The following is a 17735-nucleotide window of genomic DNA, read 5'->3' on the forward strand; positions in this document are numbered from 1 at the left end:
AAATGAAACTACAATCCATCCTGACAATACTGCTGTCCTTAACTTTTGGCGCCGCCTTTTCTCAAGCAGAAAGCCCGGGAAGCAGGTATATATCGGCAAAGTTTGAAAAGTATTACAACAACGGTCAGTTTGATAGCATTTTTGCTACATTTTCTGAACAAACAAAAACCGCTTTGCCGTTAGATAAGACAAAAGCATTTCTCACCAATTTGAAAAGCAACTACGGGAATATCATAAAGCGTACATTTTTGGAATACCAGTCTTCATTTGCCGTATACAAAACAGCGTTTGATAAAGGTGTCATTCTTCTTAACATTTCAGCCGACAAGGATAGCACTATCAACGGGTTATATGCAAAGCCATATGTGCCGGATACATTGCCGGTATTGCCGCGGAATATCACTGCCATGCACCTGCCTTTTAAAGGGGAATGGACGGTGTTCTGGGGCGGGGATACAAAAGAATTAAACTATCACGTAGCGGTTAAATTCCAGAAGAATGCATTTGATATTGTAATTAATAACCAGGAGGGAAAGAGTTTTAAAACCAATGGGAAAACAAATGAGGACTACTATGCATTTGGACAACCCATCATTGCGCCATGTGATGGAGAAGTAGTTTTAGCAGTAGATGGGGTTAAAGATAATGTGCCGGGAGAGCTAAATCCCATGTTTGTTTCAGGCAATACTGTTTTGCTGAAAACCAAAAACAAAGAGTATGTTTTCTTTGCACACTTTAAGCAGCATTCAATTAAGGTAAAACAAGGCGATGTAATAAAACAAGGGCAATTGATAGGACTATGCGGTAACTCCGGAAATTCCTCTGAGCCTCATTTGCATTTTCACCTTCAGAATGTGGAGAACACCAACCAGGCAACCGGTGTAAAATGCTATTTTGAAAAGCTCAACGTAAACGGCGTTGTAAAAACAGATTATTCACCCATTAAGGGTGATAAGATAAGCGAAACCAGGTAATCTATAAAAGTAGCTCTTATGGATTCTTCATTAAAAATAACATTGTGGCATCAGTTCGGAGCATCTATTGACATGCTCGAAAATGCGTTAACTTTTTGCCCGGATGAACTATGGGATACCCCTGCTAAGTTCTGGTATATCGGGTATCATACCTTGTTTTTCCTGGATTTTTATTTGTCTGATGAAACACCGATGGAAAAGGACTTTTTACCACCGGAGCCATTTACGTTATCTGAATTTGGCACCGGGATGCCGGAACGGGTGTATGATAAAACGGAGTTGCTGACATACCTCCGGTTTGGGCGTGAGAAGTTACGGGGTCTGCTGACAAGGTTAACTGCTGAAGATATTTTGACGAAGCGGTTTGTTAGTGAGTACAAGGATTATAGTATATTGGAAATACTAATTTACAATATGCGCCATGTGCAGCACCATACCGCGCAACTGAACCTGTTATTGCGCCAGGAGGTGAAAGATGCACCGGATTGGGTATCCGCAACAAAAGCAGATTTAGCACTTTAAAGCAGCAGCGATTATAAATTAATATACCTGGCAATCAGGATGGTAAAATACTTGTTTCCAGGTATTGCCGGGGGTATTCAACCAGCATAACTTTGCGGTATTAATTAACCCAATACACGCAAAGAGATGAAAAGGACAACACGGATTTTTTTTAGTTTGTGCCTGGTAATGATGGCAGGTTTGGCATTTACAGGCTGCGGCGGTAAAGACGATCCTGCACCCGATAATAAAAAAGCAACCTTTAAATTTACTATTACCGTAGCAGGCGCTGATGATAAGGATCAGGTGGATGTTCGCGTATCCGCAGGGAATCATGATGCCAGCCAGTACGGATCACCTGTTTGGAAAATAAATGGGGTTACCCAGGGAAATGAAAATGTGATGATACTCGATATTGATAATTTTGTAGGAGGCGTAAAAACATATGTAGTTGAAACCGTTAAGCCGTTTAATTTTAGCGGATTAAGTGTAGGTGTCGTGAATAACGCCCAGGTTCCCGGCGCGGTAACGATCAGTTATAAGGCCGAAGTAGATGGCAAGGTGGAAACGAATGTGCAAAATGTGGCGACTGCTGCCAGTCAATCTTATAATAAAGAATATACTTACGTAGCAAAATAATTTTTCATTGCGGTTAACGTCAATAAATCCAGGGAACGCTTTACAGGGCGTTCCTTTTTTTTGTGACAAACCGGGGGGTTACTTCTTGGATACTTCTCCGATACTTCTCCGATACTTAGGAGTCGTGTATATGTTATACTCCCCATATACTCCCCATATAGTCCCCCTGTACTCCCCCTATAGTCCCCATACTGTTCCGATACTGTTCCCATACTCTCACCATACTCTCATGATACACTCCCCATACATTCCCCATACACTATGACCGTTTCCGGGTCGCCCGATTCCGGCATAATCCGGCAAAAAGCGGCAAAAGCGGCATATTTGTTTTTTTCTGTTCCCTTCTGTGAATATTTTTGTGTTGTACTTCCTGGCGTAACTGATCCTTTGCAATTTTTCGGGTGTGGGATAACTTTTTTATATTTATAACAAGCAACAGGTTAATCAAAACTAAAAGAAATTAAACATGAAGCGGCATATTTTTATTATAATTTTTTTGATGGTAAGCCTGGTTTCCTGTAAATCGAAGAAGGCAACGGAATTCAGAGAAGCAATTGCTCAAAAGGAGAGGACTGCATTCCAGATTTTGGTAGGCAAAGGAGGCCCCGAGGAAGAGAAGTTGATATGCCTGGTAAATAACGATTTCAGTGGAGCCCTGCGTGCGGTAGATAAACAGGAACAGGCATTTGACAGTATCATCCGGGAGATAATCGCATTGCCGGCAGAAGGGATCAGCGAAGGAGCTGCATTAAAAACAGCTGCCATAAACTATTACATGTCCGTAAAAGATTTGCAGGTATTTGACCGCAGGATAATTGCAACACAACAAGCCATGCACCAAACCAATGCAGACTCGATAGAGAATGCGCAGGACAAACTATTATTGCTGCAAAAAGAAAAACTGACGATGTCCGGGGTAAGGAATGAAAAAAGGACAGCGCTCCAGGAAGCCATCGGGAGATTCAATAAAGCAAACGATTTATAAGCGCCTGTAATCCAGGTGAAAAGGCCATTGTACCCAGGTGAACAGATTCATGAAAACCCGCGCTGTGTCCGGAATATGGCCATTGTTAACATTATTTTAATATTACTTTCATTTCAACATAACCCCTCCGTACTATGTTTGCATACATCTTCTAAACACAGAAAAATGTGAGAACGTTTTCGGAAAAGACCCTAATCTCGCTGCTCAAAAACCAAAATATCCCTGCATTTAATGAGCTCTATTCTCGTTATTGTAAAGAGCTTTATGATGCCGCCTATAAAAGACTCCTTTCTAAAGATGATGTGCAAGACATTATCCAGGATATTTTTATTTCTATCTGGAACAATGCAGAAAACCTCGACGAAAACCTGTCACTCCGGCCATATCTGTTCAAGTCGCTCAAGTACAAGGTGATAGACGCCATTTATAAGAATAAAAGTAATGCACACTTATCCTTAACTGATATCGGCGAAATTGATTTTATAAAGGAGAGCCATGATCCCCTGCTCGCCAAAGAACTTGAAACGTTCTTAAATAATGAGATTGATAATTTGCCGGTGAAAATGAAACAGGTTTTCCTGCTGAGCAGGAAACATTACCTCCCCAATGATGAAATTGCCAAACAACTCTCTATATCTTCCCAAACTGTTAAAAACCAGATCTCTATGGCACTCAAAAGATTGAGGGAGTCGCTGGAAAATGCTAATATTCTCTGATCCGCACATTAAGGAATTGTTATCTCGCACCTGCCTTATGGTACTTCACCCCGTTTAAAGAGAAGTATATAGCATAAAGGCAAACTTGTGGATCTAAACGAAAAAAAAATCAGGGAGCTGCTAGGTCAGTATTTGAATGGTACACTATCGCCAGAGGAGAGCGAACAGGTAGAGGCCTGGTATTCATCTTATGATATCAGCCATCCTGCTTCACCAGCATTTTCTACTGAAAAGGAAGAGGAAGAAGCGCATCGGGCTATTTTAAAAGGTATTCATGGTAAAATAAAATCCCAGCCGCAAAGAACACCGGTAAGAAGGATGGGCAACATGATAAAAATAGCAGCGGCAGTAGGACTTGTTTTGATTTCAGCAGGACTCACTTTTTTTCTTAGCAAACCAGGTGGTAAACAACAACTGGCTGCTGTTATAGATTCGGCTGCCATGAATACGATTGAAGTGGCCGAAGGTAAAATGAAGCTGGTGGAGCTGTCGGACGGTACTAAAATATGGTTGAATGCAGCCACGAAATTCAGTTACCCGAAACAGTTTTCAGAGAAAACAAGAGAAGTTACCCTGCTGGAAGGTGAAGCTTTCTTTGATGTGGCGCATGAAACTAACCGGCCGTTTATTGTGCACAGCAAGGGCTTGAGCACACAGGTGCTGGGCACCTCTTTTAATATTGACGCCTATAATTTCTCTAAATGTGTGAGAATATCAGTGGCCACCGGTAAGGTTGGCGTGAACCGTGGCAAGGAAGTGATTGGTTTTTTAACCCCTAACGAAGAGATTCAATATAAACTGCTGTTGAATAAATCTATCAAATCCACCAGCGATGGAAAAGCGGTAAGCTCCTGGCGGACAGGCATTATTGTGCTTGATTATGTTGACTTTGAGAGCCTTCAGGCCATTCTCTTTAATAACTATAACTACGTATTGAAAACAGGCAAACGGGATTTAAATCATCTTCATTTTTCGGCAACCATCAAAAAAACAGACCGTATTGAAGATGTGATGAAACTCCTGAGCTCCATCAATAAGACCAAGTTTTCTATTACCGACAAGACAATCGTAATGTATTAATAACCCGGTGTAATCCTGTTTAAACGAATGAAAATAACTGTAGCATCTTTAGAGCGATTTTTACGTATTTCCGTATTGTGTTTCCTTTACATTCTCAATGCCGGCATTCTGCTTGGCGCAGCGGATGTGAGGGCACAGAAACTTTCCGATACCAAACTGACGGTTAATTTTGAGCACCAGAAATTAACGACTGGCATTGAGAAACTGAAAGAATTAACCGGTTTATATTTTGCATATAATAAAGATCTTTTTAAAGAAACCCGCATTGCCGCCATGTCGTTCAGGGATACGCCGCTGGATGTAATATTGAACAGGATGCTGGAGAAAACAGATTTTTCTTACCAGGTTGTTAATAACAATATTCTTATCAGCTTAGATAATAATAAACGGAATCAGCGTGCGGAACCAGGACGTGTATCGGGCAAGGTAACAGATGGGAAAACCGGTGAAGCCATTCCGGGTGTAACCATCATCGCTTCAGGAGGCTCCTCATACGGCAGTACAGATATCCAGGGAAACTATGTGCTGAAACTGCAGCCCGGACAATATAAGCTGGAGTTCAGGTACATCGGTTACCAGGCGAAGGTGATCACAGAGGTGATGGTAAAAGAAAATGGAACCACTTCTTTAGATATTGTTTTGCAACAAACCTCCCAGCGGCTGAAAGATGTGGTAATCACCAGCTCGTATCGCCGGGAATCGCAATCAGCATTGTATGCCCTTCAGAAAAGAAGTACGGCCATCACCGATGGGATTTCTGCAGAGCTGATACGCAGAACACCCGACAGGAATGCAGGAGATGCGATTAAGCGGGTAACAGGAGTAAGTGTGCTCGATGGGAAATATGCGGTGGTAAGGGGACTTGCAGACCGCTACAATTATACGCTGTTAAACGGAGGGCTGCTTCCCAGCACGGAGCCCGACAGGCGCACTTTCAGCCTGGACCTGATTCCTGCGCTGGCTGTGGAAAGCATTGTAGTAACAAAAACAGCGACCGCAGATTTGCCCGGTGAATTTGCCGGTGGCGTGGTACAGGTGAACACGAAAGATTTTCCGGATAAGGATTTTATTACACTGTCGCTCGGAACCGGCTTTTATGACGGGCAAACAGGGAAAGCATTTTTCAAGGACCGCAATGGCGCACGTGACTGGATAGGCTTTGATGATGGTAAACGCGCGGTCCCCGATGAATTTAAAATGAAAGCCAGCGAGTTGGCCCAGCTCTATCCGGAAGAAAGGTTCCGGATCAGCAATGCGCTGAGCAAAGGCTGGGAGCCGGTAAGCAGCGGGAAAGCAGAGCCCATACAACAGGTACAGATTGGCTATGGCAAAACCTTTAACTTCAAAAATGATACGAAGTTTGGCATCGTAGCGTTGGCAAATTACCGCAAAGACCAAACCATAGACCAGGTGGAACGGTATGATCTTGCACGGTATAGTAAATACGAGGGCACTGCCGGCCCGGGAGACACGGTGAAGTTTATGCGGTCCTATTTTAATGAAGAAGCCTACCGGTACCTGGTAAATACGGGAGCTTTGTTGAACATCACCTACCAGTTTGGAAAGAACAAGATAGGCATTAAAAGCATGTTTAACCAGGACTTTGAAACAGTAACCACCATCAAAAATGGCGAGAAAACATTAGGAGAAGGAATTGGCGATATTGTAAACAGCAGGGTAGTGGATATGCATCCTACACAGAAAACCTTGCTGGGTGCGCAACTCCAGGGTGAGCACCGGTTAGGGATAGAAGCACCGGTTACATTTACCTGGAATGTTTCTTATAACAAAATCAGGAAGTATGAGCCCAACCAGGTGCGGTTAGGTTATGTAAACCTGTACCGCGCAGATACGGTGAGATATAAAGACCAGGATTACTTTGTACCGGAATTTGGTTCTGTTGAAAATTCAAGTAAACTGTATTCCGATTTAAAGGAGGATGCTTACAATATCAATTTTGCAGTATCCACTCCGTTTAAGGTGGCAGGGCAACCGCAGATTATCAAAGCAGGCGCTTTTACACAATTCCGGAAGCGGGAATATATCACCTATAATCTTGGGTATTTTGATGCCGCCCGCGGCTTAACCACCGGCAATGATACACAAGGGTTCCCAAGTGATTCTGCTGTCAATTTCGGACAGCCAATCGATAAAATACTCAGCCCTGAAAACTTCAGGCCCGGCGGATTGGTAGCGGTAAATTATGAGTTGCCTGCAAACCAATACACCGGCGGGGCTAACCTGGCATCTGCTTTTGTAAACGTGGAGAGCCAGCTGCTCGACAATCTTAAACTGATCTATGGCGCAAGGGTAGAGTTTTATGCCATGAGCCTGAGCACGAACAAGGAGCTGAACCGCAAATTACCGGGAAGCGGTGGAACAGGAGATGACCAGGCGCCTATAGATTATATCCGTTATAATACGGATGTATTGCCCTCGGCGACCATCATTTACAGCCCGGTTACTTCGATGAACGTACGGGCGGCCTATTCAAAAACACTGACAAGGCCCGAGTTCCGGGAAATAAGCCCTTATAACTACTTTGATTTTGTAAGCGGGTATATGACCATCGGTAACCCGGAGCTTAACAGGGGAACCATACAGAATCTCGACTTCCGGGTAGAATGGTTTCCTTCCGCCGCTGAAATTATTTCGGCATCTATATTCAAAAAGAATTTGCATGATCCGGTGGAACTTACCACGCAGGCAACAACATCCACAACGAGGTTTGTACGCACGTACAGGAATGTGGATGAGGCATTGGTATGGGGACTTGAATTTGAGCTGCGTAAAAGCCTCTATTTTGGAACCGGTCCTGAATGGCTCCGTAACATTATCATCTTTGGTAATTATTCCCGGATACATTCCAAAATAATGGGAGAAACCGCAGGCTCCGGATTGGAGGTTACACAGAAATTGCGGGAGCGGCCATTAATGGGGCAGTCGCCTTATCTGCTCAATGCAGGGTTGCTTGTTAACGCATTTAAAAATACTTTCAGCTTTTCAGCAGCAATTAATCGTACCGGCCGGCGCATTGTTGTTGTTGGAACTACCGCTGAAGACAGGTCTGAAATCGGGGCCTATCCTGATATATATGAAAACCCTCGTAACCAGCTGGATATACAACTTTCGCAAAAGCTTTTGAAACAACGACTGGAACTCAGGTTGAACGCAGCCAATTTGCTGAACGACAGGTACATACAATACCAGGATTTTGATTTGAACGGCAAGTATTCAGGGAACACCTTTGACGGAACAACTTTTTCAAGGAAATCATTCAGTAATTACACATTCACAATTTCTTACAATTTTAAAAAGTAGCACGGAGAAAGAAAACGGTTTTTTGATGTGTGCGCGCACAAGCAGGTAAAGCCGTAATTGATTTTTGTACTGCAAACAACGGCAATTGCTAAACACAGTTGCTGGTGGGCATGCCTTGTCTTAACCCTTGTAAAGGCGCTGATGTCCATTTTATGAAACCCACTTTATCATTAAAAATTTCAACAAAAATGAAAACGATCAGTAAACTGTTAACTATCGCAGCCCTGACGGCATCTTTTGCAGCGTGCAAAAAAGACGGAAACATTGAACGTGACGTAGTATCCGGCCCAGATCCCAACGTTGACACCATTAAAGGAAATGTTGTAGGTACTGTAAATTTACTCGCAACCAAAACTTACATTTTAAAAGGCCTGGTAACCGTAAAAAGCGGAGCGATCCTGAATATTCCAGCCGGAACAACCATCAAAGGTTATGATGTAGCTGGAGAAAAAGGCGTACTGTTAGTAGCCAAAGGCGGTAAATTAAACGCAAACGGTACATTGAACAACCCGGTTATTTTTACCTCTATTAAAGCTACTCCTACCAACGGCGATTGGGGTGGTATCATTATTCTCGGCCAGGCGCCAACCAATAAACCAGCGACAACTTTCATCGAAGGTATTCCTAACACATCAGATGCCCAGTATGGTGGTACAACGCCTGCAGATAACAGCGGTACTATCACTTACACACGTATTGAGTATGCTGGTGGTGTTTTCCAGGGTGCACTCGGAAATAACAATGAAGTAAATGGTCTGACTTTAGGCGGCGTTGGTTCCGGTACTGTGATTAATCACGTACAGGTAAGCTATAGCGGCGATGATTCCTTTGAGTTCTTTGGTGGTACAGTAAACCCTACCCACCTGATCTCTTATCGTGCAATTGATGATGACTTTGATTTTGATTTCGGCTACAGTGGCAGATTACAGTTCCTGGTTGCTTTACGCGATCCTGAAGTTAATGACCAGTCTAAGTCTAATGGTATCGAATGTGATAACGACAATACCGGCGTAGCTACTAACGTACCACGCACACATCCGATCATTTCTAACTTAACCGTACTGGGTAACAACGGTGTGGCTGATTCTAACCCTGATTTCCCTGTAACTTCAGCCACTGGTGTTGACGGATCATTCCAGGCTGGTGCGCATTTCCGCAGAAATACCGGCTTGTCTGTACGTAACTCCATTTTCCTGGGCTTCCCGGCTGCTGGTTTACTGGTTGACGGAAACGTTACTGCAGATTCCCTGACTAACGGTGCGTCAGAATTCAGGAAGAACTTCGTTCATTCCAATACTTCAGGAAAAGCCTTTGCAGTTGCTTCAGGAACTACTTCCTACACAGATGCAACTTTAAAGACCTTCCTGACAAACGCTACCAATGCAAATGTTGAACTGGCTGCTGCGAGCGGCGCTGGCCTGGTTAATCCGTTTAACCTGAGCAGCGTTAACTCCACTCAGTTCTTCCTCACTTCCGGTGCTGCTCCTGCTACAGGTGCTGATTTCACCGGTGCATTCTCAACTGGATTCAGTTCAGTTACTTACCGTGGTGCATTCCCTGTTTCAGGTGGTGCAAACTGGGCGACTGTAAGATCAGGTTCTCTCGGATGGACAAGATTCTAAGCAATTTTCAGAACATTTAATGATGGTGAGATTGGCATATCATGCCAGTCTCACCTTTGTAATATACCACCGTCAAAATAATATAAGCCAAATGAACAGAAACTATTGCCTGCCGATGATGCTCAGTGCCTTTCTATCCATTTGTTTGTTGTCATGTAAGAAGGATGATAATAAGTTAGAAACCCAAAAGCCAGTCGTGGCCCTGCCGGAAAAAATCGACGCAAACCGCACCCTGAAAAGCGATACCATTTACACCTTTGCGGTATCCGTGAATGTAACAAACAATGCCGTGCTCACTATTGAGCCGGGCACCGTTATTAAAAGCAGGAGCGTAGCAGCTGGCGCCGGAAGATCCGGTTATATTGCTATAGAAAGAGGTTCGAAAATTATGGCCGAAGGCACTGCGGAGAAGCCGATCGTATTTACTTCCGGCACACCTTCCGGGTTCCAGCAACACGGTGATTGGGGTGGACTGTATATTTTTGGCAAAGCGCCTGTCAGCGCTTATGATGAAAATACCGGCGGGGCCGGTACAGAAATGACCCTGACCGGGTTAGGCGCGCTTTTACCTTCCGGCGGCGGAAATGATCCCAGGGATAATTCCGGTGTGCTCAGGTATGTGCGTATCGAATTTGCAGGAGTGGGATCTGCCGAATCATACGGACTGGCCTGTGTTGGCGTAGGGTCAGGCACCACCATTGAAAATGTGCAAACCAGCTATACACAAACTTCAGGGTTTGGCTTCTTCGGTGGAACCGTGAATGCAAAGAACCTGGTGGCATTTAATAACCGGCTGGCTGGATTTGTTTATTCAAATGGCTATACCGGCATGCAGCAGTTTATAGTGAGCTATAAACATCCTTATTTTGCTGCCCCCGGACCTTTTATCAGCACCTGCGATGCATTATTGGTACTGAACGATACCAAGGGGTACCCGGTAGCGCCGGATACACGCCCGGTATTGTCAAACGTTACCGCTGTTGGCCCGTATAACAATCCTGGTTACAATAGCGCTTTACCCTGGAACGCCGCCTTAAATGTAAGTTATAGCGGGGCGTTTGTTTTGAGAAATTCTATTTTGATGGGAATGCCAAAAGGCGGGATTAAATTCAGCGACGATATCGCCGCACAACGGTTAATAGACGGCACCTCCGAATTTTCCACCAACCTGGTGCATAGTAATATTTCCGCAGATGCTTTTACCGTAGATCCCGGGGCTGTTTATTCAATAGATGCAGCCGGTGTTACGGATTACGCGGTAAATCATCATAACAAAATGTACGTTAAACCGGAAGAAATCGGCCTTACCAACCCTTTCAAATTTGCGCTGCCAGAACTATTGCCCACCACCGGTGCGGCAGCTTTAACGGGCGCCGATTTCAGCGGGGAGCCTTTCCAGGGATTCTTTAAAAAGGTAACTTATGTAGGCGCTTTCGGAACTGAAAACTGGATGCAAAACTGGACAGATTTTTATCCTTTTACCATTAAATATTAAGGCAATCAACAGCTGTTTGAACATACCGGGTCGTAAAATGGGCTTTTGTTTTTGCCTTTTCATGATATTATGGTGCCATCGCAGCCCGGCGCAGCAGATGGTATCAATGGGCGTGTTTTTATCCAGGCAAACGGTGAAAGACGCCGGGATGTCTGCCCTTGTTTACCAGGGAACATATCCCGGTATGGCCGCCAGTTTTTCGCATACCGGCCGGGTAACACAGGAAGTGGGCGCCCGTGGGGCATGGGGGAAATTATATGCCAACAAAGGATCTGGCGCCATGCGATCAAAAGTTTTCGGGTTAGATTACAATATTTTATTTACGCTGGGAAAGACAGACAGAACCCGGTTTGAATTTGGCGCTGCCCTGGATAATTATCTCCATCTGAGGGAACAGCTGCATTACGTAAACAATCGTGATTACTATGAGTTTATCAGTTCCATTGGCCCCACTGCCCGGTACAGCTATGTATTTTCATGGCGTGATAAACAGGCCGGCAAAAACTGGGAACTAAGCACCCGCATCTTTTGCCCGGTGGCTGCTGCGCTTTCCACAGCGTACTCGGCATACGAAGGACAAACCGGTTTGCATACGCCCTCATTGCGGACCATTACCCGGGATATTAAGCTGACAAGCTGGAACAAGCTTAACCGGTTTTACTGGAACACCGGCATAAAGGTGAAGATGTGTAAAAGCAGGGGCCTGTCTTTGCACTATCAATGGGAGTACTACCGGATTAAAGAGGTGAGCGGGGTACAATCAGCTATGCATAGTTTAACCATCAACTACATTTTTTTATTATGAGGAATGTTGTCAGCATATGCATGGTGATGATGCTATTTATCGTTTCCTGTGAAAAGGCGATTATAAAAGAAGACAAGCAAAACCCTGTTGCTGTTTTTGAAAGCCTCTGGCATGCGATGGATACCAGGTATGCACTGTTCAGCTATAAGAAAGTGGATTGGAAAGAAGCCTACCGGAAATACCGGCCGATGGTATCTGACAAAACCAGCACCGGGGAATTGTTTGATATTTGCACAGCTATGCTTGATCAGCTGATGGATGGCCATGTGGCCCTTATCAACGGGGAGCAGAAGCACACTTACACCGGTTATTACAATTCATATCCCCACAATTTTAATTTCGGCCTGTTAAAGGAAAAGTACCTGCCGGGAATTAACTACCAGGGTACATTGGCGTATACTTTCATAGAACAGTTTGGATATCTGCACATTCCGTCCTTTGGGGAGGAATTGACATTAGCGGATATCGACCGGGTGTTTGAGAAATTGGCAGATGTAGAAGGGCTGATCATTGATGTGAGGGATAATGGGGGCGGCGGTTCTTTAAAAGTAGACAGGATCGTGGAGAAGTTGCTGCCGGAAAAGATGTTGCTGAAGTATGATATTTATAAGCGCGGACCGGGCCATGATGACTTCCTTCCGCCGGAGGCCAAATACCTGGCGCCCAGGCATCCTGTTTTGGCAGGCAAGCCATTGTTGATATTGACAAACAGGAGATGTTTCAGTTCGTGCAATGATTTTGTGCTGTATATGTCGGAATTACCAAACGCTGTTATAATCGGAGATCAAACAGGCGGTGGAAGCGGTACCCCGTTTGATTATGAGCTGCCCAATGGCTGGGTGCTGAAATACGCTGCTTCTATGGCTGTTTCTGTTGAAGGAACGAATATAGAAGGAGGGATTGCCCCGGATCATTTTGTATCCAATAGTTTGGATGATGAAAGTAACGGGAGGGATGCCATTTTTAAATTTGCATTGGAACACCTGCAATAGTTTATCTTAAATATTAGAAATGCCTTCTTATATTACAAGTTGAAAATTATTGTTTATCCCAAAAAAGGGTGTTTACCGGAATCTATGTTGATCATCTTATTGCGTATAACCAGCTATGGCTGGGCGGCCATAGCGATTGTAGTATTGTCTGTACTGTTAGCGGTTAAAATATTAAAACGAAACAACCCGGGCGGCAAACCTGGCTGCATGGGGATAGGTTATGTTTCGCTGGTGGTATTTTGCCTGCTTAGTCTCTCTGCCACGCTTGCGGGTGTATTGGGCGACTTTGTGGTGAATGCGTTTACCCTGCCGCGGTATAAAGCGAAGGTGGTCAGTTTTTCCTCTTATGTATCGAAGGACAGTAAAAATAAAAACACTATCATGTATCGCTCCACGGTAGCCTTCACAACGAAAGACGGCACACCGGTGGAAATGGAAACCGATGTATCCTCCTCCGGCAAACCGGATATCGGCGAGGTGATTACCGTGGGCTATGAACCCGGTATGTCTGCCGCCGGCGAGTTCTCCACAAGTAAATACCTGTTAATGAGTGGAGCGGCTGTTATGTTACTGGTAATGGGATATTTTGCAATAGGAGGTATTTTATATGCAATGGGCTGGCGGATGGCCTCTTTCTTTAATTCCGGGATGATCCTGCTGCTGTATTTCATCATACCTTTGGCCATGCTGTTTATGTTAGGCGGCATGGGATACGCGGTAGTGCAGTATTTCATGGGACTCCGGCCCGATATGCCGGTATGGGCGGTGGTAGTATGTACTTTTTTCTGCCTGGTGTTATCTGCCGGGATGCTGGGGTATTTCCGGATGCTTACGGACAGGCGGGCACGCACCCGTTAAATTTTTGTGGGGGCTGCCCCGAATTGCTTCTTGAAAGCAAATGAAAAATGCGAGAGGTCCTCGAAGCCAAGGTCCAGGTAAATATCGGAAGGCGTTTTACCTTTTTCTTTAATAAGATAATAGGCTTCCTGTAATCTCCGCTGCTGCAGCCAGCGGCTGGGGGTTGAATGAAACAGCTTTTCGAAATCGCGCTTGAAAGTAGCCAGGCTCCTGCCGGTCAGGTAAGCAAACCGGTTAAGGTCCACGTTAAAATGAAAATTCTTATTCATAAAAGCTTCGAGATCTATTTTCCCCGGCTCACTGAAATCGAATAATATATCTTTCATGCCGGGATTTACTTTTAACAACAGCAGCACTGCTTCTCTTAATTTCAACGTAACCAGCGCGGCATCATCTTCCCCGTTCAGTTGCATGTAGGGCGGCAGTGAATTAAAATAGTTTTTATACAAAGGATGGGGTTCCAGGGCAATGACAGCGTTGCCTTTCACCTGCTTTTCGGCTTTATACCCCGCTTCCATACTAAACTCACGCAGGAAGGGCTGATCGAAGTGAACGGAAAACGATTTAAACTCGCCGCCTTCGGGCGGTAGCTTGTTGAACTTCATCAGCCGGTTCCGCCTGCCGAGTCTGACATCACCGGGTTTAAAAATATATGCTTTGTTGCCATCATTCATGATCATTGTTCCCGACACCTGGTAGCTGAATACATAGTCCGGTATAAACTGTTCTCCCTCCCGGGTACTGGTGGTGTAGCAGGAATACGCGATAGGGGATGGTCGTTTATTGAGTGAAGGCATTATTCAATTGTATTAATCCGTTTGTGTAAAATTCGCTGCATCTGTAGAGACGCTTACCGGCAGCCACTTTTCCATTTCCTCATTTCTTTCCGCATTGGCTTCCCTTATCCGGTATATGGCATCGCTTCCAAGTACCAGGTGTACCGGGGGCGCAGGATGCTTAACCAGGTTAATGATTGCTTCTGCGGCTTTGTCAGGCGTGCCTGCGGGGCTAAAGTTACTATTTTTAAACAGTGTTATCCGGGTGCCCACTGTCTTTTCATAGCCCGCTATCTCCTGCGCGCAGGGCAAAGAGGCCGTCATGCCGGTGCGGAAACCGCCCGGTTCAATACTTGTCACCAGTATGCCCAATGGTCTTACCTCTTTAGCCAGGGCTTCGCTGAAACCGCTCAATCCAAACTTCGCGGCCTGGTAAATGGTGAGGCCGGGGCTGCCCACCCTGCCGCCTACGGAGCTGATTTGCAGTATCCTGCCCGAACCTTGCCGGCGCATATATGGCAACACTGCACGGGTGATGGCGATAGGTGCATACAGGTTCGTTTCCAGCTGGCTGAGTACCTGCTCATCGCTGTAGGCCTCAGCGGCGCCTAAGATGCCGGCGCCTGCGTTATTGACCAGCACATCTATCCGGCCAAAATGTTGAATGGTATTTTCAATGGCGGCGATGATCTGTGCGTTGTTGGTAACGTCCAGCTGCAGCGGATATATATTGCCGGGATACTTTGTTGCAAGATCTTTTAACAGGCCGGGACGCCGGGCGGTGGCTGCTACCAGGTCGCCACCCGCCAGTACAGCTGCTGTAAGACTCCTTCCCAATCCGCGGGAGCTGCCTGTAATAAACCAAACGCTGGACATAATTTTAGTTTTATCAAAGGTCGGATTAACCGGGTAAGACCGGTTTGCTGAAACGTGCAAACTGCTTTGTTAAAAAGTTCAGATTAATAAATACAGACGCTCCTGTTGATGGCCGGGATTACATCCCCGAAAAAAATTTTCCTCCTGCTTCACCCTTTTTCACTTTTCTGTTGCCTATGATGATAGTGGTGATTTAAATGAGGCAGCCGGCCGTTGGTTATCTGCAAAAAACAGCAACAGCATAATGCGGGACAACAGATGATGGAAATAAATCCGGATTTTATTATACTTTGTGCGGATAACAATGAAGTTACAAAGTGGTTTATGTACCAACCAAAATCAGGTGAAGTAGTTTCTTTCGAAGAACAGTTCAAACTTCACTACACCTTCCTGTGCACTGCCGCGTACTATGTGGTGGAAGATGAGGACGCGGCCAGGGATATTGTGCAGGATTTTTTCCTTTATTGCTGGAGTAAGCGGCATGTCATCCGTATTACCCACGATTTTAAGAGTTATGCCGTTCGCGCCATCCGCAACGCTTCACTGAACTATTTAAAGAAATCAGGCAAAACGTCGCTGGAGGAAATAGCCGTCATTGAAAACATGACGCAGCATTTTCCGCTGGAAGACAATGAAGCGGAAGCAGACCGCAATGCAGCGCTGTGGGCGGCTGTAGCCCGGCTGCCGGAGCAGCGCCGCCGGATATTCCTGCTAAGCAACCGGGATGGACTGAAATATAAGGATATCGCCGAAACGCTCGGTATCTCCATTAATACGGTGAAAACGCAGATAAAACTGGCACTGCAGTTTTTACGGAAAGAATGCCGGTGGATGAATATTTTCATCGCTTTCCTTTTTTTCTTAAAAAATAACTGACAGGCCTTCACCCTTTTTTCATAATTGTTTGCCCTTATTACCGAAGTTATGAATGAAAAAGATAAAGAAATAGACTGGGATAAGCTGCTGGACCTGATGGATGGGAACAGAACGGGGGAATCCCTGACGGAGGAAGAGCTGGCAATGCTGGCTGCAGCCAAAGAGATGCAGTCGAGACTGGGCGCGGAAAAATTCCCGGAAGAAGAGGGATGGCAGAGTTTTGTACAGGCCAGGGACCGCAGGCAGGCCCGCCGTTTCACACTGGTGAAGCTGGCCGCTGCAGCAATATTGGTATTGGCCATAGGGGCAGCATTATGGACATTCCTGCCCAGGCAGCACACGCCGCAGCTGGCCAACGAAATGCCCGTGGGCAAGGTGCGCCTCAAGTTATCCAACGGTCATGAAATAACGCTTGGCGGCGACACACAGGTCATTCAAAACAACGGCATCGCCGCTATCAAAGCAGGTCAGTCGTCATTGGTATACGATGCCGGCGCCGATCGTGCAGTAGTAACGGCGATGGATACACTGGAAGTGCCCCGCGGCTTACAATTCACCCTCCGGCTGGCCGACAGCACCAGGGTATGGCTCAACGCCGGTTCCCGGCTGATCTATCCTGCTGCCTTTAACGGCCCGTCACGGGAAGTGTATGTGCAGGGAGAAGCCTACTTCGATGTGGCCGCCGATATAGAACGCCCATTCCTGGTACATACAGGCAAAATGACCATGAAAGTACTGGGTACTGCCTTTAACGTAAACACCTACGGACCGGGTATACAAACCACTTTAAGCAGCGGAAAGCTGCTGGTCACCGCCGGCCAGGAGCATACCATACTGGCGCCCGATGAGCAGGCCGTTTATAATGATAAAAATGGTTCGCTGCAAAAAAGGACCGTAGAAGCAAGGGTGTTCACCGCCTGGATGGAAGGCGATCTCTTTTTTGAAGATGCCACGCTGCTGGATATTACCGGCTACCTGGCCCGGAATTATGATTACGTTTTTGTTTTTGAAGATCCAACGCTCGAGAAAATAAGTTTTACTTTAGATATGCGCCGCCCGGCGGTTTTACAGGATGTACTGAACCAGATCAGCCATAGCATGGGTAATTTAAGGTTCCGGGTGGAAGGCAAAACAGTGCACATCATGAAACGTCAATAGTTAAGAATATCAACCGGAGTCAATCAGATTGCCAGTAGCCACCGGTTACTGCTTAAACCAT

General features: G+C 45.6%; 16 protein-coding genes. 14 read left to right on the forward strand and 2 right to left on the reverse strand.

What is annotated here, in order from left to right; translation table 11 throughout:
- The first annotated feature begins 2 nt into the window (after positions 1-2).
- The 12 genes from ACLHR0_RS20650 (at position 3) to ACLHR0_RS20705 (ending at position 13988) form a co-directional block, all read left to right on the forward strand.
- Entirely contained in the window at positions 3-974 is a 972-nt protein-coding gene (locus ACLHR0_RS20650) for a peptidoglycan DD-metalloendopeptidase family protein (RefSeq protein ID WP_436489137.1), read from the forward strand.
- An 18-nt stretch (positions 975-992) separates the two neighbouring features.
- Entirely contained in the window at positions 993-1496 is a 504-nt protein-coding gene (locus tag ACLHR0_RS20655) for a DinB family protein (RefSeq protein ID WP_436489138.1), read from the forward strand.
- Positions 1497-1622: 126 nt separating this feature from the next.
- Entirely contained in the window at positions 1623-2114 is a 492-nt protein-coding gene (locus tag ACLHR0_RS20660; RefSeq protein ID WP_436489140.1) for a hypothetical protein, read from the forward strand.
- 466 nt (positions 2115-2580) lie between these two features.
- On the forward strand, positions 2581-3099 hold the full coding sequence (locus ACLHR0_RS20665; protein ID WP_436489142.1) for a hypothetical protein: 519 nt from the start codon (positions 2581-2583) through the stop codon (positions 3097-3099).
- Positions 3100-3266: 167 nt separating this feature from the next.
- Positions 3267-3815, forward strand: a complete 549-nt coding sequence (locus tag ACLHR0_RS20670; RefSeq protein WP_370907727.1) for an RNA polymerase sigma factor — start codon at positions 3267-3269, stop codon at positions 3813-3815.
- Positions 3816-3902: 87 nt separating this feature from the next.
- Positions 3903-4895, forward strand: coding sequence for a FecR family protein (locus ACLHR0_RS20675; RefSeq protein WP_436489144.1), 993 nt, complete (start codon positions 3903-3905; stop codon positions 4893-4895).
- A gap of 27 nt (positions 4896-4922) precedes the next feature.
- Positions 4923-8216: a carboxypeptidase regulatory-like domain-containing protein gene (locus ACLHR0_RS20680; RefSeq protein WP_436489146.1), complete on the forward strand. Its 3294-nt coding sequence runs from the start codon at positions 4923-4925 to the stop codon at positions 8214-8216.
- Between the two features lie 188 nt (positions 8217-8404).
- Positions 8405-9838, forward strand: coding sequence for a hypothetical protein (locus tag ACLHR0_RS20685; protein WP_436489148.1), 1434 nt, complete (start codon positions 8405-8407; stop codon positions 9836-9838).
- A gap of 91 nt (positions 9839-9929) precedes the next feature.
- Positions 9930-11333 carry a hypothetical protein gene (locus tag ACLHR0_RS20690; RefSeq protein ID WP_436489150.1) on the forward strand — a complete coding sequence of 468 codons (1404 nt, stop codon included), beginning with the start codon at positions 9930-9932 and terminating at the stop codon, positions 11331-11333.
- A gap of 61 nt (positions 11334-11394) precedes the next feature.
- A complete protein-coding gene (locus ACLHR0_RS20695) occupies positions 11395-12138 on the forward strand; it encodes a hypothetical protein (RefSeq protein ID WP_436489152.1) in 744 nt (247 codons plus the stop codon).
- Positions 12135-13130: a S41 family peptidase gene (locus ACLHR0_RS20700; protein WP_436489154.1), complete on the forward strand. Its 996-nt coding sequence runs from the start codon at positions 12135-12137 to the stop codon at positions 13128-13130. The genes ACLHR0_RS20695 and ACLHR0_RS20700 overlap by 4 nt, the downstream gene beginning before the upstream one ends.
- 84 nt (positions 13131-13214) lie before the next feature.
- Entirely contained in the window at positions 13215-13988 is a 774-nt protein-coding gene (locus ACLHR0_RS20705) for a hypothetical protein (RefSeq protein WP_429050117.1), read from the forward strand.
- Here the strand turns inward: ACLHR0_RS20705 and ACLHR0_RS20710 are convergent.
- Both ACLHR0_RS20710 and ACLHR0_RS20715 read right to left on the reverse strand, forming a co-directional pair.
- A complete protein-coding gene (locus tag ACLHR0_RS20710) occupies positions 13985-14785 on the reverse strand; it encodes a helix-turn-helix domain-containing protein (RefSeq protein ID WP_436489156.1) in 801 nt (266 codons plus the stop codon). The genes ACLHR0_RS20705 and ACLHR0_RS20710 overlap by 4 nt on opposite strands.
- Before the next feature lie 12 nt (positions 14786-14797).
- A complete protein-coding gene (locus ACLHR0_RS20715; protein ID WP_436489158.1) occupies positions 14798-15640 on the reverse strand; it encodes an SDR family NAD(P)-dependent oxidoreductase in 843 nt (280 codons plus the stop codon).
- 324 nt (positions 15641-15964) lie between these two features.
- Here ACLHR0_RS20715 and ACLHR0_RS20720 point away from each other — a divergent pair, with 324 nt between their 5' ends.
- Complete coding sequence (locus tag ACLHR0_RS20720) at positions 15965-16516, forward strand: RNA polymerase sigma-70 factor (RefSeq protein WP_370907717.1); 552 nt, start codon at positions 15965-15967, stop codon at positions 16514-16516.
- Between the two features lie 48 nt (positions 16517-16564).
- Positions 16565-17674: a FecR family protein gene (locus tag ACLHR0_RS20725; RefSeq protein ID WP_429063430.1), complete on the forward strand. Its 1110-nt coding sequence runs from the start codon at positions 16565-16567 to the stop codon at positions 17672-17674.
- The last annotated feature ends 61 nt before the right edge of the window (positions 17675-17735 follow it).

The sequence above is a fragment of the Chitinophaga sp. ARDCPP14 genome (genome assembly GCF_051362515.1).
Classification (GTDB): Bacteria; Bacteroidota; Bacteroidia; order Chitinophagales; family Chitinophagaceae; genus Chitinophaga.